At 73.3% G+C, this 25,292-nt stretch carries 26 protein-coding genes and 1 riboswitch; of the genes, 14 read left to right on the top strand and 12 right to left on the bottom strand.

The annotated features are described in order from the left end of the window. Positions 1-6: 6 nt before the first annotated feature. Positions 7-1,761, top strand: a complete 1,755-nt coding sequence (gene sdhA, locus ACFQ8C_RS15745; RefSeq protein WP_383457063.1) for a succinate dehydrogenase flavoprotein subunit — start codon at positions 7-9, stop codon at positions 1,759-1,761. Next, positions 1,761-2,519 carry a succinate dehydrogenase iron-sulfur subunit gene (locus tag ACFQ8C_RS15740; protein WP_383457061.1) on the top strand — a complete coding sequence of 253 codons (759 nt, stop codon included), beginning with the start codon at positions 1,761-1,763 and terminating at the stop codon, positions 2,517-2,519. The genes sdhA and ACFQ8C_RS15740 overlap by 1 nt, the downstream gene beginning before the upstream one ends. Positions 2,520-2,582: 63 nt before the next feature. On the opposite strand, the gene ACFQ8C_RS15735 is transcribed toward ACFQ8C_RS15740, so the two are convergent. Then, positions 2,583-3,140, bottom strand: coding sequence for a MarR family winged helix-turn-helix transcriptional regulator (locus ACFQ8C_RS15735; RefSeq protein WP_383457057.1), 558 nt, complete (start codon positions 3,138-3,140; stop codon positions 2,583-2,585). 88 nt (positions 3,141-3,228) lie between these two features. Here ACFQ8C_RS15735 and ACFQ8C_RS15730 point away from each other — a divergent pair, with 88 nt between their 5' ends. After that, positions 3,229-4,440, top strand: a complete 1,212-nt coding sequence (locus ACFQ8C_RS15730; RefSeq protein WP_383457054.1) for an MFS transporter — start codon at positions 3,229-3,231, stop codon at positions 4,438-4,440. A 173-nt stretch (positions 4,441-4,613) separates the two neighbouring features. On the opposite strand, the gene ACFQ8C_RS15725 is transcribed toward ACFQ8C_RS15730, so the two are convergent. Then, positions 4,614-5,396: an alpha/beta fold hydrolase gene (locus ACFQ8C_RS15725; protein ID WP_383457051.1), complete on the bottom strand. Its 783-nt coding sequence runs from the start codon at positions 5,394-5,396 to the stop codon at positions 4,614-4,616. Between the two features lie 125 nt (positions 5,397-5,521). Here ACFQ8C_RS15725 and ACFQ8C_RS15720 point away from each other — a divergent pair, with 125 nt between their 5' ends. From ACFQ8C_RS15720 to ACFQ8C_RS15710, 3 genes are read left to right on the top strand one after another with little or no spacing between them, the layout of a single operon-like run. Continuing rightward, a complete protein-coding gene (locus ACFQ8C_RS15720; protein WP_383457048.1) occupies positions 5,522-5,956 on the top strand; it encodes a hypothetical protein in 435 nt (144 codons plus the stop codon). 21 nt (positions 5,957-5,977) lie between these two features. Further along, entirely contained in the window at positions 5,978-6,448 is a 471-nt protein-coding gene (locus tag ACFQ8C_RS15715; RefSeq protein WP_383457102.1) for a thiol-disulfide oxidoreductase DCC family protein, read from the top strand. A 10-nt stretch (positions 6,449-6,458) separates the two neighbouring features. Then, positions 6,459-7,256 (top strand): TetR/AcrR family transcriptional regulator, encoded by a 798-nt coding sequence (locus tag ACFQ8C_RS15710; RefSeq protein WP_383457045.1) that lies wholly within the window; start codon positions 6,459-6,461, stop codon positions 7,254-7,256. On the opposite strand, the gene ACFQ8C_RS15705 is transcribed toward ACFQ8C_RS15710, so the two are convergent. The 3 genes from ACFQ8C_RS15705 to ACFQ8C_RS15695 all read right to left on the bottom strand — a co-directional run bounded on the left by ACFQ8C_RS15705 (position 7,253) and on the right by ACFQ8C_RS15695 (position 10,678). Then, positions 7,253-8,806, bottom strand: a complete 1,554-nt coding sequence (locus ACFQ8C_RS15705) for an ABC transporter substrate-binding protein (protein ID WP_383457042.1) — start codon at positions 8,804-8,806, stop codon at positions 7,253-7,255. The genes ACFQ8C_RS15710 and ACFQ8C_RS15705 overlap by 4 nt on opposite strands. A 194-nt stretch (positions 8,807-9,000) precedes the next feature. Next, on the bottom strand, positions 9,001-10,410 hold the full coding sequence (locus tag ACFQ8C_RS15700) for a metallophosphoesterase (RefSeq protein WP_383457098.1): 1,410 nt from the start codon (positions 10,408-10,410) through the stop codon (positions 9,001-9,003). A 22-nt stretch (positions 10,411-10,432) separates the two neighbouring features. After that, complete coding sequence (locus tag ACFQ8C_RS15695) at positions 10,433-10,678, bottom strand: SCO4848 family membrane protein (RefSeq protein ID WP_383457041.1); 246 nt, start codon at positions 10,676-10,678, stop codon at positions 10,433-10,435. Positions 10,679-10,787: 109 nt separating this feature from the next. Here ACFQ8C_RS15695 and ACFQ8C_RS15690 point away from each other — a divergent pair, with 109 nt between their 5' ends. Beyond that, positions 10,788-12,122 (top strand): D-alanyl-D-alanine carboxypeptidase family protein, encoded by a 1,335-nt coding sequence (locus tag ACFQ8C_RS15690; protein ID WP_383457039.1) that lies wholly within the window; start codon positions 10,788-10,790, stop codon positions 12,120-12,122. On the opposite strand, the gene ACFQ8C_RS15685 is transcribed toward ACFQ8C_RS15690, so the two are convergent. Beyond that, positions 12,031-12,966 (bottom strand): YihY/virulence factor BrkB family protein, encoded by a 936-nt coding sequence (locus ACFQ8C_RS15685; RefSeq protein WP_383457037.1) that lies wholly within the window; start codon positions 12,964-12,966, stop codon positions 12,031-12,033. The genes ACFQ8C_RS15690 and ACFQ8C_RS15685 overlap by 92 nt on opposite strands. 105 nt (positions 12,967-13,071) lie before the next feature. On the opposite strand from ACFQ8C_RS15685, the gene ACFQ8C_RS15680 reads away from it, so the two are divergent. Together ACFQ8C_RS15680 and ACFQ8C_RS15675 are read left to right on the top strand one after the other, a co-directional pair. Beyond that, on the top strand, positions 13,072-14,352 hold the full coding sequence (locus ACFQ8C_RS15680) for an FAD-binding protein (RefSeq protein WP_383457035.1): 1,281 nt from the start codon (positions 13,072-13,074) through the stop codon (positions 14,350-14,352). A 14-nt stretch (positions 14,353-14,366) separates the two neighbouring features. Beyond that, positions 14,367-15,113 (top strand): decaprenylphospho-beta-D-erythro-pentofuranosid-2-ulose 2-reductase, encoded by a 747-nt coding sequence (locus ACFQ8C_RS15675; protein WP_383457033.1) that lies wholly within the window; start codon positions 14,367-14,369, stop codon positions 15,111-15,113. A gap of 55 nt (positions 15,114-15,168) precedes the next feature. Here the strand turns inward: ACFQ8C_RS15675 and ACFQ8C_RS15670 are convergent, their stop codons facing one another. Together ACFQ8C_RS15670 and trpS are read right to left on the bottom strand one after the other, a co-directional pair. Continuing rightward, complete coding sequence (locus tag ACFQ8C_RS15670; protein ID WP_383457030.1) at positions 15,169-15,750, bottom strand: 2'-5' RNA ligase family protein; 582 nt, start codon at positions 15,748-15,750, stop codon at positions 15,169-15,171. A gap of 138 nt (positions 15,751-15,888) precedes the next feature. Beyond that, complete coding sequence (gene trpS, locus ACFQ8C_RS15665; protein ID WP_383457029.1) at positions 15,889-16,905, bottom strand: tryptophan--tRNA ligase; 1,017 nt, start codon at positions 16,903-16,905, stop codon at positions 15,889-15,891. Positions 16,906-16,961: 56 nt separating this feature from the next. On the opposite strand from trpS, the gene ACFQ8C_RS15660 reads away from it, so the two are divergent. Continuing rightward, the gene (locus ACFQ8C_RS15660) at positions 16,962-17,564 is read left to right on the top strand and encodes an RNA polymerase sigma factor (protein ID WP_383457026.1); all 603 of its coding nucleotides are present in this window, start codon (positions 16,962-16,964) and stop codon (positions 17,562-17,564) included. Beyond that, the gene (locus ACFQ8C_RS15655) at positions 17,557-18,369 is read left to right on the top strand and encodes a hypothetical protein (protein WP_383457023.1); all 813 of its coding nucleotides are present in this window, start codon (positions 17,557-17,559) and stop codon (positions 18,367-18,369) included. The genes ACFQ8C_RS15660 and ACFQ8C_RS15655 overlap by 8 nt, the downstream gene beginning before the upstream one ends. Positions 18,370-18,384: 15 nt before the next feature. On the opposite strand, the gene glyA is transcribed toward ACFQ8C_RS15655, so the two are convergent. Further along, positions 18,385-19,662: a serine hydroxymethyltransferase gene (gene glyA, locus ACFQ8C_RS15650; protein WP_383457022.1), complete on the bottom strand. Its 1,278-nt coding sequence runs from the start codon at positions 19,660-19,662 to the stop codon at positions 18,385-18,387. Between the two features lie 63 nt (positions 19,663-19,725). Continuing rightward, a riboswitch (ZMP/ZTP riboswitch) is annotated at positions 19,726-19,816 on the bottom strand. Between the two features lie 105 nt (positions 19,817-19,921). On the opposite strand from glyA, the gene rocD reads away from it, so the two are divergent. Further along, entirely contained in the window at positions 19,922-21,127 is a 1,206-nt protein-coding gene (gene rocD / locus ACFQ8C_RS15645; protein ID WP_383457018.1) for an ornithine--oxo-acid transaminase, read from the top strand. Positions 21,128-21,231: 104 nt separating this feature from the next. Further along, entirely contained in the window at positions 21,232-21,927 is a 696-nt protein-coding gene (locus ACFQ8C_RS15640; RefSeq protein WP_383457015.1) for a polysaccharide deacetylase family protein, read from the top strand. Between the two features lie 18 nt (positions 21,928-21,945). On the opposite strand, the gene ACFQ8C_RS15635 is transcribed toward ACFQ8C_RS15640, so the two are convergent. Both ACFQ8C_RS15635 and ACFQ8C_RS15630 read right to left on the bottom strand, forming a co-directional pair. Next, positions 21,946-23,127, bottom strand: coding sequence for a glutathionylspermidine synthase family protein (locus tag ACFQ8C_RS15635; RefSeq protein ID WP_383457012.1), 1,182 nt, complete (start codon positions 23,125-23,127; stop codon positions 21,946-21,948). Positions 23,128-23,145: 18 nt separating this feature from the next. Then, a complete protein-coding gene (locus ACFQ8C_RS15630) occupies positions 23,146-23,448 on the bottom strand; it encodes a hypothetical protein (RefSeq protein ID WP_383457009.1) in 303 nt (100 codons plus the stop codon). Positions 23,449-23,599: 151 nt separating this feature from the next. On the opposite strand from ACFQ8C_RS15630, the gene ACFQ8C_RS15625 reads away from it, so the two are divergent. Beyond that, on the top strand, positions 23,600-24,472 hold the full coding sequence (locus ACFQ8C_RS15625; RefSeq protein ID WP_383457095.1) for a hypothetical protein: 873 nt from the start codon (positions 23,600-23,602) through the stop codon (positions 24,470-24,472). 3 nt (positions 24,473-24,475) lie between these two features. Here the strand turns inward: ACFQ8C_RS15625 and ACFQ8C_RS15620 are convergent, their stop codons facing one another. Further along, positions 24,476-25,234, bottom strand: coding sequence for an SDR family oxidoreductase (locus ACFQ8C_RS15620; RefSeq protein WP_383457006.1), 759 nt, complete (start codon positions 25,232-25,234; stop codon positions 24,476-24,478). Between the last annotated feature and the right edge of the window lie 58 nt (positions 25,235-25,292).

Raw genomic sequence — 25,292 nt, 5'->3', positions numbered from 1 at the left:
CACCCAATGAAGATCCACAAGTACGACACCGTCATCGTCGGCGCCGGCGGCGCCGGCATGCGCGCCGCCATCGAGGCGACGAAGCGCAGCCGCACCGCCGTGCTGACGAAGCTCTACCCCACCCGCTCCCACACGGGCGCCGCGCAGGGCGGCATGGCCGCCGCGCTGGCCAACGTGGAGGAGGACAACTGGGAGTGGCACACCTTCGACACGGTCAAGGGCGGTGACTACCTGGTCGACCAGGACGCCGCCGAGATCCTGGCGAAGGAGGCCATCGACGCCGTCCTCGACCTGGAGAAGATGGGCCTGCCGTTCAACCGGACCCCGGACGGCACCATCGACCAGCGCCGCTTCGGCGGCCACTCCCGCAACCACGGCGAGGCGCCGGTCCGCCGGTCCTGCTACGCCGCGGACCGCACCGGCCACATGATCCTCCAGACGCTGTACCAGAACTGCGTCAAGGAGGGCGTGGAGTTCTTCAACGAGTTCTACGTCCTGGACCAGCTGATCACCGAGGTCGACGGCGTCAAGAAGTCCGCCGGCGTCGTCGCGTACGAGCTGGCCACCGGCGAGATCCACATCTTCCAGGCGAAGGCGGTCATCTACGCCTCCGGCGGCACCGGCAAGTTCTTCAAGGTGACCTCCAACGCCCACACCCTGACCGGTGACGGCCAGGCCGCCTGCTACCGCCGCGGCCTGCCCCTGGAGGACATGGAGTTCTTCCAGTTCCACCCGACGGGCATCTGGCGCATGGGCATCCTGCTGACGGAGGGCGCCCGCGGTGAGGGCGGCATCCTCCGCAACAAGGACGGCGAGCGCTTCATGGAGAAGTACGCGCCGGTCATGAAGGACCTCGCGTCCCGTGACGTCGTCTCCCGCTCCATCTACACGGAGATCCGCGAGGGCCGCGGCTGCGGTCCCGAGGGCGACCACGTCTACCTGGACCTGACGCACCTCCCGCCGGAGCAGCTCGACGCCAAGCTCCCGGACATCACCGAGTTCGCCCGTACGTACCTCGGCATCGAGCCGTACACGGACCCGATCCCGATCCAGCCCACCGCGCACTACGCCATGGGCGGCATCCCGACCAACGTCGAGGGTGAGGTCCTGTCGGACAACACCACCGTCGTCCCGGGCCTGTACGCGGCCGGCGAGGTCGCCTGCGTGTCGGTGCACGGCGCCAACCGCCTCGGCACCAACTCGCTGCTCGACATCAACGTCTTCGGGCGCCGCGCGGGCATCGCCGCCGCCGAGTACTCCCACAAGCACGACTACGTCGAGCTGCCGGAGAACCCGGAGTCCCTGGTCGTCGCGCAGATCGAGAACCTGCGCAACTCCACGGGCAGCGAGCGGGTCGCCGACCTGCGCCGCGAGCTCCAGGAGACGATGGACGCCAACGTGATGGTGTTCCGCACGGAGCAGACCATCAAGACGGCCGTCGACAAGATCGCCGAGCTGCGCGAGCGCTACCGGAACGTGTCCATCCAGGACAAGGGCAAGCGCTTCAACACCGACCTCCTGGAGGCCATCGAGCTGGGCAACCTGCTCGAACTGGCCGAGGTCATGGCCGTCTCGGCCCTGGCGCGCAAGGAGTCCCGCGGCGGTCACTACCGCGAGGACTACCCGAACCGCGACGACGTCAACTTCATGCGCCACACGATGGCGTACCGCGAGGTCGGCGAGGACGGCTCCGAGACCGTGCGTCTCGACTACAAGCCGGTCGTCCAGACCCGCTACCAGCCGATGGAGCGTAAGTACTGATGGCCACCCCCGTTCTGGACAAGGTCGAGGCGGAGTCCGCCGCCTCCCCGTACATCACGGTCACCTTCCGGATCCGCCGCTTCAACCCCGAGGTCTCGGACGCGGTGGTCTGGGAGGACTTCCAGGTCGAGATCGACCCGAAGGAGCGTGTGCTCGACGGTCTCCACAAGATCAAGTGGGACGTCGACGGCACCCTCACCTTCCGTCGCTCCTGCGCGCACGGCATCTGCGGTTCCGACGCCATGCGGATCAACGGCAAGAACAGGCTCGCCTGCAAGACGCTGATCAAGGACCTCAACCCCGAGAAGCCGATCACCGTCGAGGCCATCAAGGGCCTCACGGTGCTGAAGGACCTCGTGGTCGACATGGAGCCCTTCTTCCAGGCGTACCGCGACGTCATGCCGTTCCTCGTCACCAAGGGGAACGAGCCGACCCGCGAGCGCCGGCAGTCCGCCGAGGACCGCGAGCGCTTCGACGACACCACCAAGTGCATCCTGTGCGCCGCGTGCACGTCGTCCTGCCCGGTCTTCTGGAACGACGGCCAGTACTTCGGTCCGGCCGCGATCGTCAACGCGCACCGCTTCATCTTCGACTCGCGCGACGAGGCCGGTGAGCAGCGCCTGGAGATCCTGAACGACAAGGACGGCGTGTGGCGCTGCCGCACCACGTTCAACTGCACGGACGCCTGCCCCCGTGGCATCGAGATCACCAAGGCGATCCAGGAAGTGAAGCGCGCGCTGATCACGCGTCGCTTCTGACCTCTCCGGAGTGCCGCGGAAGGCCCCGTCTCCCCCTCGGGAGGCGGGGCCTTCCGCGTGTGCTCAGCCGTGCCAGTGGGGCACGGTCGGGTCGGCCTCCGCGAGGAGCATGACGCGGCGGAGGAGGTCGTTGAGGGTGGTGCGCTCGGCGGGGCTGAGGACGCCGAGGAGCCGCTCCTCCTCGTGTCCGAGCACGTCCATGGCGCCGAGCCAGGTGGTGCGGCCGGACTCGGTGAGCTCGACGACGACCCGGCGCCGGTCGGTGGTGGAAGGGGTGCGCCGGACGAGTCCGCGCTTCTCCAGCGCGTCGAGGCGGCCGGTGACGGAGGCGGGGGCCAGGTCGAGGTCCTGGGCGAGCTCGGAGGGGGCGGCGGAGCCGCCGCGGCCGGCCAGCTTGTGCAGGGTGTCGAACTCGTGGCGTTCGAGGTCGAAGTCGAGGAGGGACTGCTCGCGGACCCTCCTCAGGTGTACGGAGAGCTTCTTCATCCGGGTGACCGCGCCTTCGACGACGGGGTCGAGCTCGGGCAGGACGGGCTGCCAGCGGGCGACGTGCCCGTCGGTCCAGTCCTCGGCCCGGCCCTGGGGGCGGGCCTGGGGCGCTGCGGGGTCCGGGTGGTCCATGGGCTGATCGTACGTCCGGGGGCGGGGTTCGCTTCGGCATCTGATATTTCGTTGCCGAATTATTCGGTGCCGAAATATAGTCGCGCCCATGGCTGCCACGACCGCCCCACCGCCCGTCCGCCACCCCCTCCGCACCCGCCCCTTCCGGCTGCTCTTCACCGGGCGGGTGCTCTCCCTCACCGGCGACGCCGTCGTCCCCGCCGCGCTCGCCCTCGCCGTCCTGGAGGCGACCGGCTCCACCGGCGCGCTCGCGCTCGTGCTCGCGTGCGCGATGGTGCCGAAGCTGCTCCTCCTGCCGGTCGGCGGGGTGCTCGCCGACCGGTTCGACGCCCGGACCATCGCCCTCGCCACCGACCTCGTCCGGTGCGCCGCCCAACTCCTCGTCGGGGCCCAGCTCCTCGGCGGCAGCCCCGCGCTGTGGCTGATCGCCGCCGCCTCGGCCGCGGGAGGGGCGGCCGGCGCCTTCGCCATGCCGACCGGCGCGCCGCTCGTCCGCGGCACCGTCGCCCCGGAGTCGCTCCAGCGGGCCAACGCCGCCATGGGGATCGCCCACAGCGCCACCCGCGTGGGCGGGCCCGCGCTCGCCGGCGCGCTCGTCCTCACCGTCGGCCCCGGCTGGGCCTTCGTCCTCGACGCGGCCTCCTTCGCGGTCAGCGCCGCGCTCCTGGCGGTCCTGCGGATCGACCGGGTGCCGGTCCCGCGCCGCTCCTTCGTCGACGACCTGCGCGAAGGCTGGCGGGAGGTCAGGTCCCGCGACTGGTACTGGACCAGCCTGGTCGCGCACAGCGCCTGGAACGGCGCCGCCGCCGTCCTGATGACCCTCGGCCCCGCGATCGCCCTCGACCGGCTCGGCGGCGCCGGCGCCTGGGTGCTGCTGCTCCAGATCGGCGCGGTGGGACTGCTCGCCGGCTCGCTCCTCGCCGACCGGCTGAAGCCCACCCGCCCCGTCCTCACCGCCAACCTCGCCCTGGCGACCTACGCGCTGCCGCTGCTGCTGCTCGCGGCGGACGCGCCCGCCGCGCTGACCATCGGGGCGTACGGGCTCGCACAGGCCGGACTCGGCTTCCTGAACCCCGTCTGGGACACGGTCGTCCAGCGCGAGGTCCCGGAACAGGTGCTGGCCCGGGTCGTCTCGTACGACTGGCTCCTCTCGCTCGCCGCGATGCCGGTCGGCTACGCCCTCGCCCCGCTCGCCGCCGACGCCTGGGGCCCGGGCGCCCCGCTGGTCGCGGCGGCCCTCCTGGTCGGCGGCTGCTGCCTGGCGACGGCCCTGGTGCCGGCGGTGCGGAGGCTGCGCTGAGGCTGCGCCGGGGGGCTGGGGGGCGAGGGGGGCTCAGGGCGAGGTGGACTGAGGGCGAGGTGGGCTGAGGGGCGCTGCCGACGCGGGCCGCCGCGCCCTCGGCGCGTACCGCCGTACCCTCGATGCCCCTGCGGGGCCGGGCGCCCTGGCCGCCGCCCGGCGTCAGGCGCCCGTCAGGACGCCTCGGTGCCGGCGACCTCCGCGAGGAAGTCCTCAAGGAGGCGGAGGGTCTCCTCGGGGCGTTCCAGGGACGGGAGGTGGCCGGCCCAGGCGAGTTCGACGTGGCGGGCGGCCGGGAGGAGGGCGGCGGTCCTCTCGCCGATGACGCGGAAGTCGGGGACGTCGTGGGCGCCCGTGACGACGAGGGCGGGTACGGCGACGCCCCGGAGGTCGTCCTCCGTCACGCCCGAGGGCCGGGCGTCGAACTCCTCCGGTGCGGCCAGCTGGAGTTCGAAGGCGCGGCGCTGCATGGCGTGGACGAGGGCGCGGGCCCCGGGGCCGGCTTCGGGGCCGCACCACAGGTCGACGTTGAGGGCGGTCGCGGCGTCGAGGTCGCCGGCCTCCAGCAGGTGGTCCTCCCGGTCGAGGAAGGCGCGGAGTCCGGGGCCGGCCTCGTGCTCGACCGGCGCGGCCGCGCAGAGCAGCGCGAGCGCCGTCGTGCGGCCGGGGTGGCGGACGGCGAACTCCAGGGCGACCTCGCCGCCGAAGGAGGAGCCGACGAGGACCGCCCGCTCGGCGCCGAGGTCGTCGAGGAGGTCGCGCACGTCGTCCGCGTGGAGGTGCGCCGCGTCGACGGGGGTCTCGCCGAAACCCCGGAGGTCGCAGCGGACGATCCGGTGCCCCGCGTCGGCGAGGGCCTGGAACTGGCCGTCCCACATCCGGCGGTCACAGACCCCGGAGTGCAGCAGGACGACGGTCTGGGGGCCGGTGCCGGCCGTGTCGTGAGAGAGCGTCATCGGCGCGACTCTAGCCGCCCCCGGCCTCTCCGACCACACCTTTCCCCCGCCGGCTTGAACACGTTCAAGAAGAGGTCTACAGTCATGCCCGCCAGCATTTGAACACGTTCAAGGGAGCGTGGGGCATGGACCTCACCGTCGTCGCGTACATCGCCTACCTGCTGATCAGCGTGGCCCTGACCATCTGGGTCGCCCGCACCCTCAGCCGCAACGGAAGGATCTTCCTCGCCGACGTGCTGCACGGGAACGAGAAGCTCGCGGACGCCGTCAACCACCTCCTGGTGGTCGGCTTCTACCTCGTCAACTTCGGCTTCGTCGCCCTCTACCTGCGCCAGGACGAGACCGTCGCCGACGCCCGGGAGCTCTTCGAGGCCCTCTCCGTCAAGCTCGGCGTCGTCCTGCTCGTCCTCGGCGTGATGCACCTCGGCAACGTCTACGTCCTCAACAAGATCCGCCGCCGCGGCGCCATGGAGCGCGAGCAGGTCCCGCCGGTCGCCCCGCAGGGCTGGACCACCGTCCCCAAGAACGGCCCTTGGGCCCCGCCCGCCCCGCAGGCCTGACCCGTCGTGACGACCACCGCCATGACGACCGCCACCGGCACGACCGCCACCGCCCGCCCGGGCACCCCCGTCGGACGCCTGACCGTGCTGTACGACGCCGGCTGCCCGCTCTGCGTGCACGTCAGGCACTGGCTGCTGCGCCAGCGGCAGCTCGTACCGCTCGACTTCGTCCCGGCGGGCTCGCAGCGGGCCGGGGAGCTCTTCCCGGACCTCGACCACGCCGCCACCCTGCGGGACATCACCGTGGTCGGGGACCGGGGCCAGGTCTACACCGCCTCGGCCGCCTGGATCGTCTGCCTCTGGGCGCTGGCCGAACACCGGCCCAGGGCCCACTGGCTCGCCACCCCCGCCGGACAGCCCCTCGCCCGCGCCGCCGTCCTCGCCGCGGCGAGGTGGCGCGAGGCGCTCAGGGACCCCGCCGCCGGGGACGGGACGGCCGGGGAGGGGCCCTGCGGGGACGGGCACTGCGAGGTGCCGCGTCCGCCCGGCTAGGCTCGGCTCCGTGAAGGACGCGAAGGAAGAGAAGAAGGCCCCGGACGCCCCGGACGCCCCGAAGGCACCGAAGGCCCCGAAGAGCGAGCAGACCCGGACGCTCATCCTGGAGACCGCGCTGCGGCTCTTCCGGGAGCGGGGGTACGACAAGACCACCATGCGGGCGATCGCCCAGGAGGCCGGGGTCTCGGTCGGGAACGCCTACTACTACTTCGCGTCCAAGGAGCACCTGGTCCAGGGCTTCTACGACCGGATCGCCCAGGAGCACCAGGCGGCCGTCGAGTCGGTCCTGGAGGGCGGCGAGAAGGAACTGGTCGCCCGCATCAGGGGCGTCCTGCTCGCCTGGCTCGACATCGCCGAGCCGTACCACGAGTTCGCGGCGCAGTTCTTCAAGAACGCCGCCGACCCGGACAGCCCGCTCTCGCCGTTCTCCCCCGAGTCGGAGGGGCCGCGCGAGGCGGCGATCGAGGTGCACCGGAGGGTCATCTCCGGCGCCTCGGTCAAGGTCGACCCCGAGTTGTCCGAGGCGCTGCCCCAGCTGCTGTGGCTCCAGCAGATGGGGCTCGTCCTCTTCTGGGTGTACGACCGCTCCGAGGGCGCCGCCAACAGCCGGCGCCTGGTGGAGCGCCTGTCGCCGGTGACCGCGCGGGCGATCTCGCTCTCCCGCTTCCGGATCCTGCGCCCGCTGGTGAAGGAGACCCACGAGCTGCTCGCCGACTTCATGCCGACGGCGGCCGGGATGGCGGCGTCGGGGCGGCCCCGCAGGACCGCCCCGAAGAAGGACTCACCGGAGCCCGCGGCCGACTAGATCCAGGAGAGTTCCCACAGGCGCCAGATGCCGGTGCCGTCGGAGAGGTTCTGCGAGCCGCCGACGGCCTCGGTGGCGAGGACGTAGTCCTTCTTCTGCCAGAGCGGGATCAGCGGCACGTCCTTGGAGACCTCGTCCTGGATCACCTTGAAGTCACGGGTGGCCCGGGAGCGGTCGCTGTACTGCTGGGTGTCGGTGATCAGCTTGTCGACGACCTTGCTGGAGTACCCGGTGGCCAGGGCGTTCCCGGTGCCGACGAGCGGGGCGGTGAAGCTGTCCGAGTCGGGGAAGTCGGGGAGCCAGCCGACGGTGTAGGCGTCGTAGGCGCCGCTGGTGTAGCCCTTCTGGAAGGCCTGCCAGTCGGCCTCCACCACCTTGACCTTGAAGAGGCCGGTCTTCTCCAGCTGCTTCTTGATCTCGGCGGTCTCCGCCTTGTACGTGGCGTCCTGGCGGTAGCCGAAGGTGAACGTGACCGGCGTCTGCACGCCGGCGTCCTCCAGGATCTTCTCCGCCTTCGCCTGGTCCGGCGCCGGGTAGCGGTCGTAGAAGGCCGTGCTGTGGCCGACGAAGCCCTGCGGGATCAGCGAGTAGAGCGGCTCGACCGTGCCCTTGTAGGCGCCGGTGGTGATGGCCGGGCGGTCGAGGACCGCCGCGATCGCCTGGCGCACGGCCTTGTTGCCCATCGTCGAGCCGGGCCGGGTGTTGAAGTTGATGTTGCGGATCTCGGCGCTCTCCGCCTCGGTGAGCCGGGTGCCGCCGTTGGTGTCGAGGCTCTCCACGAAGGACGGCGGGAGCTGGCGGTGCGTCACCTGGACGGCGCCGGACTTCCAGGCGTTCGCCAGGTCCTCGGACTGCTTGAAGTACTTCACGATGACCGGACGGCCCGTCTGCGCCAGCGCCCCCCGGTACTTCGGGTTGGGCTCCAGGAGGGCGCTCTCGCCGGGCTTGTACTCCTTGAGGAGGTACGGGCCGGTGCCGTCGACGGCGTGGTCCTGGCGGAGGGTGTCCGCCTGGTAGCGGTCGCGGTCGACGATCGAGCCGGCGCCGGTGGCCAGCTTCAGCGGGAAGGTGGCGTCCCGGCCGCTGAGGTTGAAGGTGACCGTGCGGCCGTCGGCCGTGACGTTCTTCAGCGTCGGGAAGAGCGGGGCCGGACCGACCTCCGCCTTGATCTTCAGCATCCGGTCGAAGGAGTACTTGACGTCCTCGGCCGTCACCTTGCGCCCGCTGGAGAAGCTGAGGTCGTCACGGAGCGTGCACTGGTACGTGGTGAGCTTGTCGCCCACGAACTTGCAGCTCTCGGCGGCGTCCGGGGTCGGCGCGGTGAAGCCCGACTTGAAGGTCAGCAGCGACTGGTAGACGTTGCTGTAGAGCGCCCAGGAGCCCGCGTCGTACGCGCCGGCCGGGTCGAGCGAGGTGACCTCGTCGGTGGTGCCCACGGGGACGGGGTCGGTGCGGCCCTCGTCGGAGGGCAGGAGTTGCCAGCCCCCCACCCCCGCGGCCACCAGTACTCCACAAGTGATGAGGATCCGGAGACGGACCGTCGACCGCATTGCCGTGCTTCCTTTTTTCGTGCAAAAACCCCAAGAGCGACGGCCCCCGAATCGTCGCGTTTGCGCCACCCAATCACACCGGTTTCACATGGGGAAGAGGAAATCTTCACACGGCATGCATATGTCCGGGAAATGCGAATTTAAGTCGATGAGCAGCACGTATCGACCCCGGCGCATGGAGTGACACTCTCCGATTAAGCCTGTTTCGAGGCGAGTTGGACCACGGTGATGTCGGAGGGCACGCCGACCCTGACCGGAGGCCCCCACGCGCCCGCGCCGCGGGACACGTACAGCTGGGTGTCGCCGTACCGCTCCAGACCGGCCACGGTCGGGTTGGCGAGCTCGGCGAGGAAGTTGCCGGGCCAGAGCTGGCCGCCGTGGGTGTGGCCGGAGAGCTGGAGGTCGACGCCGTGGGCGACGGCGTCGTCGATGACGACCGGCTGGTGGGCGAGGAGGACGGCCGCGCGCGACCGGTCGCGGTCCCCGAGCGCCCGGGCGAAGTCCGGCCCCTGCCCCTCGGCCTCGCCGGCCACGTCGTCCACCCCGGCGAGGTCGAAGCCCGCGGCGATCTCCAGCCGCTCGTTGCGCAGCGGCCGCATGCCCAGCTCGCGGACGTGGTCGACCCAGGCGTCGGCACCGGAGAAGTACTCGTGGTTGCCGGTGACGAAGAAGGAACCGTGCCGGGCGCGCAGCCCCGCGAGCGGCTCGGCGGCCGGCCCGAGGTTCTCCACGGTGCCGTCGACGAGGTCGCCGACGACGGCGATGAGGTCCGGCTGGGTGGCGTTGATCGTGTCGACGATCCGCTGCGAGTGCGCCCGCCCGAGGATCGGCCCGAGGTGGATGTCGGAGACGACCGCGATCCGGTACCCGTGCGCGGCGCGCGGCAGCTTCGCCAGCGGCACGGTCACCCGCTTCACCCTGGGCCCCCGCAGCACCCCGTACGCCCCGTTCGCCACCGTCCCCACGGCGACGGCCGCGGCGGCCCCGCCGACCACGCGGGAGACGAACAGCCGCCGCGAGACCTCGGACGCGGGCACCGCGGTGCCGGCCCCCGTCTCGCCCTCCGTCTTGGGCTCGGGCTCGGGCTCGCTCTTGGCCTCGGGCTTGGTCTCGGCGGCGGGCCCGGTCTCGGGCTTGCTCTCGGGCTTGGTCTCGGCGTCGGGCCCGGTCTCGGACTTGCTCTCGGGCTTGGTCTCGGGCTTGGGGGTGGGCTCCCCCGTCCGCTCCGGTACGGGAACGGGCGCCGGCGCCGGTACGGGCACGGCCGCGGCGGTCCGGGCGCCGGCCGCGCGCCGCGCGAGCCACCGCGACAGCACCGGCCGCACCGCCTCGCCCACGACCAGCGCGAGCACGAGGTACAGCAGCACCGCGAGCCACAGGAACCCGGGCCAGGCCACCGCCTGCTGCACCGGGAACGGCGCCCCCGCCCGCCCCGAGGCGAGCGCCGCGACCGAGAGCACGGGCAGCACGATCACCGCCGCCGTGCCGAGCCGCCGCGCCCGGCCACCGGGCGCGGCGACGTCCCGGACCAGCCGGCGCCACACGTACCAGTGCACCAGGACGAGCAGCGCGAGTACCACGACCAGGAACGGCAGGAAGGCGATCACGCCCGGAACCTCACTTGTTTCAGTCGGTGGAGCGACGGGAGGCGCGCACCCCGCGCAACCCGATCACGCCGATCACCGTCCCCAGGACAAAGGACGTCACGGCGAGCAGCAGATGGACCCAGAAGTAGGCCGTCGGGTCTCCGGCGTCGTCGAAGGCGAGACCGCTCCCGTCGTTCCAGAGATTCTTGACGAAAGTGATCCAGATGAACCAGCTCCACCCCCCGAACGCGAGCAGGAACCAGGAGACGCGACGGCTGAGCTTCATGGGCTCAGTATCACCATGCGCCCCGGTGACCCCGCGTCCGGGTGGACGGGTGGGGGTGAAGGGGGCCGCGGGGTTCGGATCGGTGGGTCGGGCATGTACGTTCTCGATCGTGTCTGCTTCGAACAGGACCGCTGGTGCGGTCGCCGCCGCCCTGTTGCTTCCGCTCACGATCGGTGTGGGGCCCGCTCACGCGGATGAGCCGGTGAAGCCCGGGGGCACCGCGACCGCCACGGCCACCGCCACGCCGCAGCCGAAGCCGCCGGCGAACATGTCGTCGGTGGGCGGGACGCTGCTGGGGCTGCCGGGGACGCAGGTGAAGCTGGGGACCGGGGCGCCGGTGCTGCCGAAGGAGCTGTCGGCGCGGTCGTGGATCGTCGCGGACGCGGAGAGCGGCGCGGTGCTCGCCTCGCACAACGCGCACTGGCGGCTGGCGCCGGCCTCCACGCTGAAGATGCTCTTCGCGGACACCCTGCTGCCGAAGTTCCCGAACCGGGAGCAGGTGCATCTGGTGACCGGCCAGGACCTGGCCGGGATCGGCGAGGGGTCGAGCCTCGTCGGGATAAAGGAGAAGCAGAGCTACACGGTCCGGGACCTGTGGCTGGGGGTCTTCCTGCGGTCCGGGAACGACGCCGTGCACGTGCTGACGCAGATGAACCAGGGGCTCGGCAAGACCGTCGCCGAGATGAACGCGCACGCGGCCGAGCTCCAGGCGCTCGACACCCATGTGAAGTCGCCCGACGGCTACGACGCCCCGGGGCAGGTCTCGTCCGCGTACGACCTGACGCTGATCGCCCGCAACGGCATGCAGAAGGCGGATTTCCGGGAGTACGCGGCGACCCCGCGGGCGGCCTTCCCGGGCGAGGCGAAGCCGGGCAAGAAGCGCGAGACCTTCGAGATCCAGAACACCAACCGGCTGCTGACCGGCGACTTCGGCATCGCCCCGTACCAGGGCATCGCCGGGGTGAAGAACGGCAACACCACGCACGCGGGCGCCACCTTCACGGGGGTCGCCGAGCGGAACGGCCGGGTGCTGCTGGTGACGGTGATGAACCCCTCGTCGAAGGAGCAGCACGCGGTCTACAAGGAGGCCGCGCGGCTGCTCGACTGGGGGTTCGCGGCCTCCGGGAAGGTGACGCCGGTGGGTGAGCTGGTGGCGCCGAGGAACGCGGTGCCGGTGGCGCGGCCTTCGGGAGGGACGGAGTCGGGGGCGGCGGCCGCGCCGGGCAAGGAGCACCCGCAGTCGGGGGGTCCCGCCGTCGCGGCCACCGCCGAGCAGGGTTCGGGCGGGGTCGGGATCGCGCTCGCCATCGCGGGCGGGGTGCTGGTGCTGCTCGCGGCCGCGGTCTTCCTGGTCAATCGGCGCTGGCCGGCGACGGGGCGGTCCCGTTCCCGTTCCCTTGCTCCTTCCCGGACGGCCGATCCGGATCCCGAGGTGAATCCTTAGCGTCGACGGCCGTCCAGGCCGAGCAGAACAGCAGGAGCTTCGCGGTGAAGTTGATCCAGAGGAGCAGGGCCACCGGCACGCCGAAGGCCCCGTACATCGACTTCGCCGCGACCTCCCGCATGTAGCCGCCGAGCAGCAGTTTGAGGAGTTCGAAGCCGGCCGCGCCGATGAGGGCGGCGACCACGAGCCGGCGGCGCGGCGGATCGACGCCGGGCAGCAGTTTGAGGACGTAGAGCAGGATCAGGAAGTCGGCGGCCATCGCCACGAGGACGGCGGCGGTCTGCAGCACCACGCCGCCCGCGCCGCCGCCGGAGATGCCCAGCCGGTCGGCGCTCCAGCCGACGGCCGTGGAGCCGAGCCAGGAGGCGGCGAGCGAGCAGAGGGCGACGCCGCCGAGGCCGCAGAGGACGATCGCGTCCTTGCCCTTGCGGACCACGGGGTTGCCCTCGTCCGTGTCGTCGAGGCGCCAGACCGCCCTGAGGCAGTCCCGCATCGCGCCGATCCAGCTGATGCCGGTGAGGAGCAGCAGGGCGCCGGCGACGAGGCCGACGGTGCCGGCGTTGGCGACGAGGCCGCCGATGTCGAGCTGGTCGGAGATGCCGGGGACCTGGTCGGAGAGCTTCTCCTCGATCCGGTCGAGCTGGTCGTCGGTGAGCAGCGCGGCGCCGATCGCGGCGGCGACCGTGATCAGCGGGAAGAGGGCGAGGAAGGAGAGGAAGGTGATGGCGGCCGCGAGCCGGGTCCAGTGCACCTCGTCGAGCCGCTCGTAGGAGCGCCAGGCGTGGGTCCTCATGAGCCGGACGGCCCAGGGGCCGATGACGGGGAGCTTGGTCAGCCAGTCCATGGGACCGAGCATCCCCCGGTCGCGCGCGGGGCGCGGGGACCGACACCGCGCGACAGGGACAGCAATACCGGCATAAGCGACATAGGCGGCGATACCGTCACTCTCATGGCTGTCGAACCCCTCGTCCCGGACGACGACTTCGTGCCCCTCACGGGCGCCGGGCGCACCGCGCCGTCGCTCGCGCTGCTCGTCCGGCCGCGCTCGGCCGCCGAGGCCGCCGCGGCGGTCCTGGGCCGGGGGCCGCGCGGCGCCGTCGCCCGCGGTCGCGGCCGGTCCTGCGGCGACGCGGCCCAGAACGCGGGCGGGACCGTGCTGGACCTGACCGCGCTCGACCGGATCCGCGGCCTCGACGCGGCGGCGGGGATCGTGGTCTGCGAGGCCGGGACGGAACTGGGCGCGCTCGCCCGGGCCTTGCTGCCGTACGGACTCCACCCGAGGACGGGCGCGGGCGACTGGACCGCCGGCGGGGCGGTCGCCTCGGGGTACGGGAACGGGGTCGAGGCGCTCGAACTCCTCGGCGCCGACGGGGAGTCCCGGACGGTCCGCCGCGGCGACCCGCTCTTCGACGCGACCGTCGGCGGACTCGGCCTCACCGGGGTCGTCCTCTCCGTGACGCTGGCGCTGCGGCCCGTCGAGACGGCGTTCCTGCGGGAGCGGACCGCCCGTTTCCGCGACGCCGACGCGCTGCTGGCGCACTGGACCGGTTCCGGCGCGCCCCGGGAGCCGTACGCGCGGGCCCGGTTCGAGCTGGCCGGGCGGGGCCGCGCCGTCCTCACGACCGCCGCCCCCGTCCCGTACGCCGGTCTTCCCCGGGGCCACCGGGCCCGCCGCGCACCGCTCGCCCCGCCGTCCCTCCTGAGCGGCGTACGGACCCCGGGCGGGCTGCGGCCGCTGCCGGGGCTGGGGCCGCTGCCGGGGGCGGGAGCGCGCCCCTCACGCGCGCGCGTGACGGGGTCGTACGGCTCGGGGGCAGGCGCCTTCGTCCGGTACCGGTGCGCCGTCCCGGAAGGGCGGGAGGAGGCGCTGCGAGGGCTGCTCGCGCTCCTCGCCGACCGGCGCTCGCCCGCGCGGGCCGCCCGGCACGCGCGCGTGGAGCGGGTGTACGCGGACGGGGCCGGCCCCCTGTCGTTCGCGGTGCGCGGCTGGTGCCTGGCCGTCGACGTGCCCTCGGGGACGCCGGGGCTGGGACGGTTCCTCGACCTCCTCGACGAGCGGGTGGCGGCGGCCGGCGGACGGGTCTGCCTGGCCGAGGACGCCCGGCTGCGGCCTTCGCTGCTCCCCGTGATGTATCCGCGGCTCGACGCCTTCCGCGGGCTGCGGGCCGACCTCGATCCCCGGTCCGTGTTCCGCTCGGACCTCTCCCGCCGCCTCGGCGTCGGGAAGTGAAGAGGAGTGATGTCGTGAAGGACGCCTTCGGTGCCCCGCAGTCCCTGCTGCTGCTCGGCGGCACGTCCGCCCTCGGGCTCGCCACCGCGCGCCGGCTGATCGCCCGCCGCACCCGTACGGTCTGGCTGGCCGGCCGCCCCTCCCCCGAGCTGGCCGCGGCGGCCGGGTCGCTGCGCGCGCTGGGGGCCGAGGTGCGCGTCGTGCCCTTCGACGCGCTGGACACGGACGCGCACGCGGAACGGCTCGGGAGGGTCTTCGCCGAGGGCGACGTCGATCTGGTGCTGCTGGCCTTCGGGGTCCTCGGCGACCAGGCGCGCGACGAGTCCGATCCGGCCGCGGCGGTGCGGGTCGCGCAGACCAACTACACGGGGGCCGTCTCGGCGGCCCTGGTGTGCGCGGGCGCGCTCCAGGCACAGGGGCACGGCTCGCTGGTGGTGCTGTCGTCGGTGGCGGGCGAGCGGGGGCGGCGCTCCGACTTCATCTACGGCTCGTCGAAGGCGGGGCTCGACGTCTTCGCGCAGGGGCTGGGGGACGCGCTGCACGGGACGGGGGTGCACGTGATGGTGGTGCGGCCGGGCTCCGTGCGCGGGGCGGGGCGGCCGGAGGCGCCGCTGTCGACCACCCCGGAGGCGGTCGCGAGCGCGATCGAGCTGGGGCTGCGGCGCCGCTCGGAGACGGTGTGGGTGCCGGGCCCGCTGCGGCTCGTGGCCTCGGCGCTGCGGCACGTGCCGCGGCCGCTGCACCGGCGGCTGCCGGTGTGAGGCTCCCGGGTCCCACTCGGGCTCCCGGGTCCCGCTCGGGGCTCCCGGGTCCCGCTCAGGAGGTGGAGCGGGCCGGGCAGCCGCCCTGCGTGGGGACGGCCGAGACGGGGCGGCCGCTGCCGAACTCGTAGTCGTACAGCTTCCGCCACACGCCGTCCGCGCCCTGCTCGTACAGGGCGAAGGAGGAGCAGGTCCAGGCGGCCTCGTAGCCGGCCAGTTCCTCGTAGGCCCGGTCCATCGCCTCCTCGGCGATGCCGTGGGCGACGGTGACGTGCGGGTGGTACGGGAACTGGAGCTCGCGGACCAGCGGCCCGGCCTCCTCGCGGAGGCGGTCCTGGAGCCGGTCGCAGCCGGCCATGCCCTCGGCGAGGGTGACGAAGACCACCGGGGAGAGCGGGCGGAAGGTGCCGGTGCCGCTCAGCCGGATCCCGAAGGGGGACCAGTCGGCGGCGACGCCGGCGAGGTGCGCCTCGATCTCCGGCAGCCGGTCCTGGTCGACCTCGGTCGGCGGGACGAGGGTGACGTGGGTGGGGATGGCGTGCGCGGCGGGGTCGCCGAAGCCCGCGCGCCGCTCCTGGAGCAGGCTGCCGTGAGGCTCCGGGACCGCGATCGAAACGCCGAGCGTTACGGTCCCCACGTCGTTCTCCTCCGTCGTCCTGTTCGGGTCGGTGTGTGGTGGTGCAGCCGCCAGTGTGCGGCCTGCACCACCCTGATGGCCAGGGTCCTCGGACCCTGTGCCGCGTCGGCGCCGTGTCGGCGCCTCCCCGGCGCTTCCTCAGTGCTTCGCGGGCAGGAAGCCGATCCTGTCGTACGTCTGCGCCAGGGTCTCGGCGGCGACCGTGCGGGCCTTCTCCGCGCCCTTGGCCAGGATCGAGTCCAGCGTCTCCGGGTCGTCCAGGTATTCCTGGGTGCGGCTCCGGAAGGGGGTGACGAAGTCCACCATGACCTCGGCGAGGTCGGTCTTGAGGGCGCCGTACATCTTGCCCTCGTAGCTCTTCTCCAGCTCCGCGATGCCCGTCCCCGTGAGGGTGGACATGATCGTGAGGAGGTTGGAGACGCCGGCCTTGTTCTCCGGGTCGAAGCGGATCACCGTGTCGGTGTCGGTGACGGCGCTCTTGACCTTCTTGGCGGTGACCTTCGGGTCGTCGAGGAGGTTGATGAGGCCCTTCGGCGTGGACGCCGACTTGCTCATCTTGATCGTCGGGTCCTGGAGGTCGTAGATCTTCCCGGTCTCCTTGACGATGTACGGCGCCGGGACCGTGAACGTGTCGCCGAAGCGGCCGTTGAAGCGCTCCGCGAGGTCGCGGGTGAGCTCGATGTGCTGGCGCTGGTCCTCGCCGACCGGCACGTGGGTGGCCTGGTAGAGGAGGATGTCCGCGACCTGGAGGATCGGGTAGGTGAAGAGGCCGACCGTGGCGCGGTCGGCGCCCTGCTTGGCGGACTTGTCCTTGAACTGGGTCATGCGGGAGGCCTCGCCGAAGCCGGTGAGGCAGTTCATGACCCAGCCGAGCTGCGCGTGCTCGGGGACGTGGCTCTGGATGAAGAGGGTGCAGCGCTCCGGGTCGAGGCCGGCGGCGAGGAGCTGCGCGGCGGCGAGCCGGGTGTTGGCCCTGAGCTCGGCCGGGTCCTGCGGGACCGTGATGGCGTGCAGGTCGACGACCATGTAGAAGGCGTCGTGGGTCTCCTGCAGCGCGACGTACTGCCTGATCGCACCGAGGTAGTTGCCGAGGTGGAACGAACCCGCGGTGGGCTGGATTCCGGAGAGCGCACGGGGGCGAGCATCAGAGGCCATGCACATCATTCTCTCAGGTGTGGGAACCGATCCCCGACTGCCGGTGTACCAAGAGTGTGAGGACACGGGAGGGGGGCTCGGCCGTCGTCGACGAGAGCGCCGTGATCGCCCGGGTGCGCGCCGGAGAGCCGGAGGCGTACGCGGAGCTGGTCCGCGCGCACACGGCGATCGCGCTGCGGGCGGCGGTGGCGTGCGGGGCGGGTGCGGAGGCCGAGGACGTGGTGCAGGCGGCGTTCTTCAAGGCGTACCGCTCGCTGGGGAGTTTCCGGGAGGGCGCGTCCTTCCGGCCGTGGCTGCTGAGCATCGTGGCCAATGAGACCAGGAACACACTGCGTGCGGCGGGCCGGCAGCGGGCGGTGGCGGGGCGGGAGGCGCAGCTGCTGGCGGGCGAGCCGCTGATACCGGAGTCGGCGGACCCGGCGGTGGCGGTGGTGGACGGCGAGCGGCGCCGGCGGCTGTGGGAGGCGCTGGACGGACTGGCGGAGGAGCACCGGCGGGTGGTGGTGCACCGCTATCTGCTGGAGCTGGACGAGGCGGAGACGGCCGAGGCGCTGGGGTGGCCCCGGGGGACGGTGAAGTCGCGGCTGAGCCGGGCGCTGAAGAAGCTCGGGCCGGCGCTGGGGGCGCGGGAGACGAGGGGAGGTGGGGAGTGTGCGTGAGGACGAGGGGCCGGTGGGTTCCGGTGGGCTGCCGGAGGAGCTGAGGGAGCTCGGGCGGTCGCTGCGGGTGCCGGACGTGGACGGGGAGTCGATGGCCGAGCGGGTGCTGGCCCGGCTCCTCGCCGAGCACGTGCCGGTGCCGGTGGCCGTCGTGGAGGCGGAAGCGGAGGCGGAACCGGAGCGAGTGTGGTGGGCGTGGCCGCCGCGGTGGTGGCGGGCGCTGCTGGCGGCGCTGTCCGGGGTGCTCGTGGTGGCGGTGCTGACGCCGCCGGTGCGGGCGGCGGTGGTGGAGTGGCTGGGGTTCGGCGGGGTCGCGGTGGAGTACGCGCCGGGGGCGCCTCCGGTGGCTCCGGCGAAGGTCCCGGGGTGTCCGGATCCGGTGCCGGTGGCGGAGGCGGCCCGGCGGGCGGGGTTCGCGCCGCCGCTGCCGGAGGGGGTGACCGGGGCGGTCACGTCGGTGGCGGGGCGGGCGCCGACGGCGGTGGTCGGCGTCTGCTGGCGGACGGCGGAGGGGGTGGTGGTGCGGCTGGACGGGTTCCCGGGCGCGCTGGACCCGGGCTTCGTGAAGGAGATACGGGTGCAGCCGGAGCCGGTGACGCTCCCCGACGGGACGGCGGCGTACTGGTTCGCCGAGCCGCACCGGCTGACCTTCCCGCTCTCCTCGGTCGACGGCCGGTGGCGGCAGGAGGTGCGGCCGGCGGGGCCGACGCTGCTGTGGGTCCGTCCGTCGGCGGGGCTGACGCTCCGGCTGGAGGGCATACCGGACCGGACGGAGGCGCTGCGGGTCGCGGGCTCCGTCCGGTAGCCGGTCGTCGGTGGCTCAGGCGGGCAGGCCCGGGGCCGGGTGGGCGGCCATCAGTTCGGCGACCTCGGCGCGGATCTCGGCGAGGGTGTCCTCGTCCTCCGCCGCGGCGGCGGTGACGGCGCGGTCGATCCAGTCGGCGACCTGGTCCATGTGCGCGGGGGCGAGGCCGCGCGAGGTGAGGGAGGGGGTGCCGATGCGGACGCCGGAGGGGTCGAAGGGCTTCCGGGGGTCGTAGGGGACGGTGTTGTGGTTGACGACGATGCCGGCCCGGTCGAGGGCCTTGGCGGCGGTCTTGCCGGGGACCCGCTTCGGCGTGAGGTCCATCAGGATCAGGTGGTTGTCGGTGCCGCCGGAGACCAGGTCGAAGCCGCGGGCGAGGAGGGCGTCGGCGAGGGCCTTGGCGTTGGCGACGACGGCGTGGGCGTAGTCGCGGAAGGAGGGCCGGGAGGCCTCGTGGAGGGCGACGGCGATGGCGGCGGTGGTCTGGTTGTGCGGACCGCCCTGGAGGCCGGGGAAGACGGCCTTGTCGAGGGCCTTGGCGTGCTCCCCGGTGGACATCAGCATGGCGCCGCGCGGGCCGCGGAGGGTCTTGTGGGTGGTCGTGGAGATCACGTCCACGTGACCCACCGGGGAGGGGTGGGCGCCGCCGGCGATCAGGCCGGCGATGTGGGCGATGTCGGCGACGAGGACGGCGCCGGCCTCGCGGGCGATCTCGCCGAAGGCGGCGAAGTCGATGGTCCGGGGCAGGGCGGTGCCACCGCAGAAGATCACCTTGGGGCGTTCGGCGAGGGCGGTCTCGCGGACCTGGTCGTAGTCGATGAGGCCCGTGTCCTGGCGGACGCCGTACTGGACGCCGCGGAACCAGGAGCCGGTGGCGGAGACGCCCCAGCCGTGGGTGAGGTGGCCGCCCATGGGGAGCGCCATGCCCATGACGGTGTCGCCGGGCTTCGCGAAGGCGAGGTAGACGGCGAGGTTGGCCGGGGAGCCGGAGTACGGCTGGACGTTGGCGTGGTCGACGCCGAAGAGGGCCTTGGCGCGCTCGACGGCGAGGGTCTCGACCTGGTCGACGACCTGCTGGCCCTCGTAGTAGCGGCGGCCGGGGTAGCCCTCGCTGTACTTGTTCTGGAGGACGGTGCCGGAGGCTTCGAGGACGGCGGCGGAGACGTAGTTCTCGCTGGGGATGAGGCGGAGCGTGTCGGCCTGGAGCCGTTCCTCGGCGCCGACGAGGGCGGCGAGTTCGGGGTCGGCGGCGGCGAGCGCGGGGTGGCCTGCGGTCCGCGGGTGCGGGGTCACGTGTTCCTCCGGGAGTACGTCGGAACGTCCCGGGGCGGGTGCCGCACGGGACGCGGAGCGGTCCCGTGATGCCCAGGCGAGCGGCACCTCGTGTGATGGGGCGCGCGCGGCTCCCCCGGGGTCGGTTCCCCGTACGCCAGTCGCCGCGCGTGTTCACAGAGTAGCTGGCGCGCCGTTTCCGAGGTTTCCCCGTCCGGGATGCGAGCGACGATAAGAAGGGGGCACACCCAGCCCCGGCCGCAGGACGATCGGAGATCCCGTGTCGAGAACGCAAGACGAGATCGCTGCCTCGGACGCGCACAGCGCCCACAACTACCACCCGCTGCCCGTCGTCGTCGCCTCCGCCGAGGGGGCCTGGATGACCGATGTCGAGGGGCGCCGCTTCCTCGACATGCTCGCCGGCTACTCGGCGCTGAACTTCGGGCACGGCAACCGCCGGCTGATCGACGCGGCGAAGGCCCAGTTGGAGCGGGTGACGCTCACCTCGCGGGCCTTCCACCACGACCGGTTCGCCGAGTTCTGCACCCGACTGGCCGAGCTGTGCGGCAAGGAGACCGTGCTGCCGATGAACACCGGGGCGGAGGCGGTCGAGACGGCCGTGAAGACGGCCCGGAAGTGGGGGTACGAGGTGAAGGGCGTGCCGGACGGGCACGCGAAGATCGTGGTGGCGGGGAACAACTTCCACGGGCGGACGACGACGATCGTGTCGTTCTCCACGGACCACGAGGCCCGGGACCACTTCGGGCCGTACACGCCGGGCTTCGAGATCGTGCCCTACGGCGATCTGACGGCCCTTGAGGCGGCGGTCACCGAGAACACGGTGGCGGTGCTGCTCGAACCGATCCAGGGCGAGGCGGGCGTGCTGGTCCCGCCGGCCGGCTATCTGCGCGGGGTGCGGGAGCTGACGGCCCGGCGGAACGTGCTGTTCATGGCGGACGAGATCCAGTCGGGCCTGGGCCGGACGGGCCGGACCTTCGCCTGCGAGCACGAGGGCGTCGTCCCGGACGTGTACATCCTGGGCAAGGCGCTCGGCGGCGGTGTGGTGCCGGTGTCGGCGGTGGTGGCGGACGCGGACGTGCTCGGCGTCTTCCGGCCGGGCGAGCACGGTTCGACCTTCGGCGGGAACCCGCTGGCCTGCGCGGTGGCCCTGGAGGTGATCGCGATGCTGCGGACCGGGGAGTACCAGCAGCGGGCGGCGGAGCTCGGCGAGCACCTGCACGGGGAGCTGGGGCTGCTGGTGGGCGGCGGAGCGGTGGAGGCGGTACGGGGCCGCGGCCTGTGGGCGGGCGTGGACATCGCGCCGGAGCGCGGCACGGGCCGGAGGATCTCGGAGCGGCTGATGGAGCGGGGGGTGCTGGTGAAGGACACCCATGGTTCGACGATCCGGATCGCGCCGCCGCTGGTGATCTCGAAGGAGGACCTGGACTGGGGTCTGGAGCAGCTGCGGGCGGTGCTCTCGGACTGACGGGACAGGACGGGCGGGCTCCGGTTCCGGGGCGGCGGGAGGGCCGCCGCCCCGGGCGACTCGGGTCATTGACACCACAGTTGGTCTAGGCCAATGATGCGGCCATGCCGAGACTCCGTCTGCGTCACGCCGTGCGTGGCGCGCTCGCCGTCCTCCTGCCGCTCGCCCTGCTCGGGGCCGCCGGCGGACCCGCGCAGGCCGCCCCCCGGGGGGCCTGGCCCGAGCCCGCGCCCGTGGTCTCGCGGGTCGAGACCACGGACCCGGTCGTCTTCGTCACCATCGACGACGGCTGGTTCCACGACCCCGCCGCCGCGGAGCTGCTGCTCGACCGCCGGGTGCCGGCCTCGCTCTTCCTGCTCCCGGGGGCGTACTCGTACGACTCCGGCTACTTCCACCGGCTGCTCGACCACGGCCGGGTGCGGATCGAGAACCACACGGTCGGCCATCCGGACCTCACCACGCTCGACGCGGCCGGCCAGAAGGCCGAGGTCTGCGGGGCCCGGGACGCGCACCTGGCGGAGTTCGGCGACGGACCGCGGCTGCTGCGCCCGCCGTACGGGGTGTTCGACGAGACGACCCGGACCGCCGCCCGCGCCTGCGGGGCGAAGGCCGTGGTGACGTGGACGCACGACCTCACCACCTGGGGCGGGTGGACGCCGCCGACCCCGGAGCTGAAGGCCGGCGACATCATCCTGCTGCACTTCAACGAGACGCTGGAGGAGGACCTGGAGCGGGCCCTGGCCCTGGCCGAGGCGGCCGGCCTGACGCCGGCGCCGCTGCGGGAGTACGTACCGGAGTAGGCGCCGGAGCCAGGGGGTTCAGAGGATGACGTGCGGGAGGAAGCGGGCGTACTCGTCGGTGACGGGGCCCGCCGACTCCCGGATGCCGAGCCCCGCGGCCTCGTCCTCGACGACCCAGGCGCCGAGCAGCGTGCGGTTGCCGTCGAAGTCGGGGAGCGGGGCGAGGCCCTGGTAGCAGCAGGCCTCGTCGCGGACGGCGGGCTCGCTGCCGGGCTCGTGCAGGGTGACGCCCGCGCCCTCCCGGCCGAGCAGCGGCTTGGCCGCCCAGCCGGTGGTCGTGGCGAGCTCGCGCGGCCCGTCGAGATAGGCCGGCAGCAGGTTGGGGTGGCCCGGGTAGAGCTCCCAGAGGATCGCGAGGAGCGCCTTGTTGGAGAGCAGCATCTTCCAGGCGGGCTCGATCCAGCAGGTGGTGCCGGTGCCGCCGCCGTTGTCGAGGGTGGCGAGGACGTGCTTCCCGAACGGGTCGGTGGCCAGCCACTCCCACGGGTAGAGCTTGAAGCAGCTGCGGATGAACCGCAGCTTCTCGTCGACGAAGCGGCGGGAGAGCCGGTCCCAGCCGATCCGCTCCACGGAGAGCGCCTCGGTGGCGAGTCCGGCCTGCTCGGCGGTCTCGCGCAGGTACGCGACCGTCATCAGGTCCTCGCCGAGCTCGTCGGTCTCGGAGTGGGCGAAGTGGACGGGCCCGGCCGGCAGCAGCGGCGCCTGCCGCTTCCAGGCGTCGACGAGCCGTTCGTGGAGCGAGTTCCACTGGTCGGCGCCGGGGAAGCGCTCCTCCATCCAGAACCACTGCGGGCTCGCGGCCTCCACCAGGGAGGTCGGGGTGTCGGCGTTGTACTCCAGCATCTTCGCCGGGCCGGTGCCGTCGTAGACGAGGTCGAAGCGGGCGTAGAGGGAGGGGAGTTCGGCACGCCGGCGCCAGGACTCGGCGACCCGCTCCGCGACCTTGGGGTCGGTGATCCCGAGGTCGGCGAAACGATCCCGCTCGACGATGTGCGCGGCCGCCGCGAGGCACATGGCGTGCAGCTCCTCGACGACCTCCTCCAGCGCCTCGACCTCGGGCAGCGTGAAGGAGTAGTACGCGCTCTCGTCCCAGTACGGGCGGAGCGAACCGTCCGGGTAACGGGTCAGCGGATAGACGAGCCCCTGCTCCTCGACGATCTCCTGCCAGCCCGGACGGGGCTCGATGGTGTGCCGTTCCATGGTGCCGGTCCGCCCGCCTCAGCCGCCGCTCGACCCGGAGGACGAGCAGCCGAAGCCGCCGGTCTCGACGGCCTTCCGGTCGAAGCTGCCGCCGGCCACGCGCGCCTCGCGGACGTAGCCGCCGTAGTAGTAGGCGCCGCGGACGGTGGTGCCGTTGTCGTCGTCGTCGGGGGCGCCGGTGTCGCACCGGTAGCCCGGCAGCTCCTCCAGCGTGACCGGGTCCGCGCACCGGCGGTCGGGTTCGGCGCCGCAGGCGGTGATCGTCGCCGCGAGCACGCCCATACCGCCGAGCACCACCGTGCTCGACCTGAGCCTCCGCATGTCCCTCGCCCTCCCCTTCGCGTGACCGCGCACCCTCGTGTGCGCGTGACACGTCCGCGCGGCCGTTCGTATGACCGCGGGCCTCGCGACCGCACAGTGTAGGCCGCCGCTTTCCGGCCTCGGCACCTAGAGTCCCTATGTGCTCTTCGGTATGGTTTGCGCGCTCGGATCGGCCCTCTGCTTCGGCGCGGCCACCGTCTTCCAGGCCGCCGCCGCCCGCGCGGCCGAGCCCGGCACGGGCAGCGGCGTCGACGTCGGACTCCTGTGGCGGGCGGTGCGGCAGTGGCGGTACGCCGTCGGGCTCGCCCTCGACGGCCTCGGCTTCGCGCTGGAGGTCGTGGCCCTGCGGACGCTCCCCCTGTACGCGGTCGGCGCCGCGCTCGCCGCGAGCCTCGCCGTCACGGCCGCGCTCGCCTCCCGGATGCTGGCGGTGCGGCTGAGCCGGGCCGAGTGGGGCGCGGTGGCCGCGGTCTGCGCCGGGCTCGCGATGCTGGCGCTCGCCGCCGGCCGGGAGGGCCACCGGGACGGGCCCGAGGCGCTGCCGTGGGTCCTGCTGGGGATCGCGGCCGGCGTCCTGCTGCTCGGCGCGGCGGCCGGACACCTCCCGGACCGGTCCCGAGCCCTGGTCCTCGGCCTCGGCGCGGGCATCGGCTTCGGCGTGGTGGAGGTGGCGGTGCGGCTCCTGGACGGGGTGGACCCGGCGGACCCGGCCCTGTGGGCGCTGCTGCTCGGCGGCGGCGCGGCGTTCCTCCTCCTCACCTCCGCCTTCCAGCGGGGCTCGGTGACGACGGCGACGGCCGGCATGGTCCTGGGCGAGACGCTCGGCCCGGCGGCGGCCGGCCTCCTCTGGCTGGGCGACCGGACCCGCGAGGGCTTCGGCTGGCTGGCCCTCACCGGCTTCGCCCTGGCCGTCACCGCCTCCCTGGCCCTGGCCCGCTTCGGCGAGGCGCCCGGGCCCGCGGCCGGGCCGGAGCAGGACCCGCCGCCCTCCGGGCCCGGGAAGGAGACGGCCGCCTCGGAGTGACCCTCAGGCCGACGCGCCGCGCGCCCTCAGGTACTGCTCGAAGGTGATCCGGCCGGTGGCGTTCCCGGGGGCCAGGTGGCCTCCGGCGCGGAAGGCGCGGTAGGCCGCGCCGGCCAGCGGGAGGGGCAGCAGGCGCCGGGCGCGGCCGGTGGCGGCGAGGTAGGCGCGGGCCAGCTCGTCGAAGGTGCGGACCTCGGGGCCGCCCATGTCGGGGACACGGCCCCCGGGGGCGCCGGCGGCGAGCTCGGCCAGCCGCTCGGCGACCTCGGTCACCTCCACCGGCTGGTCCGAGACGCCGGCGGGCAGCGGCAGCACCAGCGGGACCTTCGCCGCGGCCGCCAGGACCCGCGCCACCAGGTCGTGGAACTGGGTGGCCCGCAGCACCGTCCAGCCGAGCCCGGACTCCTCGACCAGCCGCTCCACCGCGTACTTGGCGCGGTAGTAGCCGAGCGGCACCCGGTCGACGCCGACGATCGAGATGTAGACCAGGTGCCGGACCCCGGCGCGGCGGGCCGCCGCGATCAGCACCCGGGCCGCCTCCTCGTCGCCGCCGCGCGGGCTGGAGGCACAGTGGACCACGGTGTCGACGCCCGCCAGGGCCTCGTCGAGGCCGGTCCCCCGCCGCAGGTCCACCGGGTACCGCGGCGAGCGGCGGCTCAGCCCGCGCACCTCGTGCCCGTCGGCGGCGAGCCGGGCGCACAGCGGCCTGCCGAGGGTGCCGGTGGCTCCCGTCACCAGGATCGTCTTCGTCGCCGTCGTCATCTCCGGGGATCCTTCCCGCCGTGGGCGCCCCTCGTGGAGCGCCCCTCACCCGTACGTG

This window comes from Streptomyces sp. NPDC056503, from assembly GCF_042794995.1.
GTDB lineage: Bacteria > Actinomycetota > Actinomycetes > Streptomycetales > Streptomycetaceae > Streptomyces.
The sequence above is the reverse complement of the archived record's forward strand: the minus strand, read 5'-3'. Positions and strand labels throughout refer to the sequence as shown.

What these genes read in the sequence shown, in the direction of transcription:
- sdhA (WP_383457063.1), top strand. Translation starts at nt 7, where the DNA reads ATGAAGATCCACAAGTACGACACCGTCATCGTCGGCGCCGGCGGCGCC.
- ACFQ8C_RS15740 (WP_383457061.1), top strand. Translation starts at nt 1,761, where the DNA reads ATGGCCACCCCCGTTCTGGACAAGGTCGAGGCGGAGTCCGCCGCCTCC.
- ACFQ8C_RS15735 (WP_383457057.1), bottom strand. Translation starts at nt 3,140, where the DNA reads ATGGACCACCCGGACCCCGCAGCGCCCCAGGCCCGCCCCCAGGGCCGG.
- ACFQ8C_RS15730 (WP_383457054.1), top strand. Translation starts at nt 3,229, where the DNA reads ATGGCTGCCACGACCGCCCCACCGCCCGTCCGCCACCCCCTCCGCACC.
- ACFQ8C_RS15725 (WP_383457051.1), bottom strand. Translation starts at nt 5,396, where the DNA reads ATGACGCTCTCTCACGACACGGCCGGCACCGGCCCCCAGACCGTCGTC.
- ACFQ8C_RS15720 (WP_383457048.1), top strand. Translation starts at nt 5,522, where the DNA reads ATGGACCTCACCGTCGTCGCGTACATCGCCTACCTGCTGATCAGCGTG.
- ACFQ8C_RS15715 (WP_383457102.1), top strand. Translation starts at nt 5,978, where the DNA reads ATGACGACCGCCACCGGCACGACCGCCACCGCCCGCCCGGGCACCCCC.
- ACFQ8C_RS15705 (WP_383457042.1), bottom strand. Translation starts at nt 8,806, where the DNA reads ATGCGGTCGACGGTCCGTCTCCGGATCCTCATCACTTGTGGAGTACTG.
- ACFQ8C_RS15695 (WP_383457041.1), bottom strand. Translation starts at nt 10,678, where the DNA reads ATGAAGCTCAGCCGTCGCGTCTCCTGGTTCCTGCTCGCGTTCGGGGGG.
- ACFQ8C_RS15685 (WP_383457037.1), bottom strand. Translation starts at nt 12,966, where the DNA reads ATGGACTGGCTGACCAAGCTCCCCGTCATCGGCCCCTGGGCCGTCCGG.
- ACFQ8C_RS15680 (WP_383457035.1), top strand. Translation starts at nt 13,072, where the DNA reads ATGGCTGTCGAACCCCTCGTCCCGGACGACGACTTCGTGCCCCTCACG.
- trpS (WP_383457029.1), bottom strand. Translation starts at nt 16,905, where the DNA reads ATGGCCTCTGATGCTCGCCCCCGTGCGCTCTCCGGAATCCAGCCCACC.
- ACFQ8C_RS15640 (WP_383457015.1), top strand. Translation starts at nt 21,232, where the DNA reads ATGCCGAGACTCCGTCTGCGTCACGCCGTGCGTGGCGCGCTCGCCGTC.
- ACFQ8C_RS15635 (WP_383457012.1), bottom strand. Translation starts at nt 23,127, where the DNA reads ATGGAACGGCACACCATCGAGCCCCGTCCGGGCTGGCAGGAGATCGTC.
- ACFQ8C_RS15630 (WP_383457009.1), bottom strand. Translation starts at nt 23,448, where the DNA reads ATGCGGAGGCTCAGGTCGAGCACGGTGGTGCTCGGCGGTATGGGCGTG.
- ACFQ8C_RS15625 (WP_383457095.1), top strand. Translation starts at nt 23,600, where the DNA reads ATGGTTTGCGCGCTCGGATCGGCCCTCTGCTTCGGCGCGGCCACCGTC.
- ACFQ8C_RS15620 (WP_383457006.1), bottom strand. Translation starts at nt 25,234, where the DNA reads ATGACGACGGCGACGAAGACGATCCTGGTGACGGGAGCCACCGGCACC.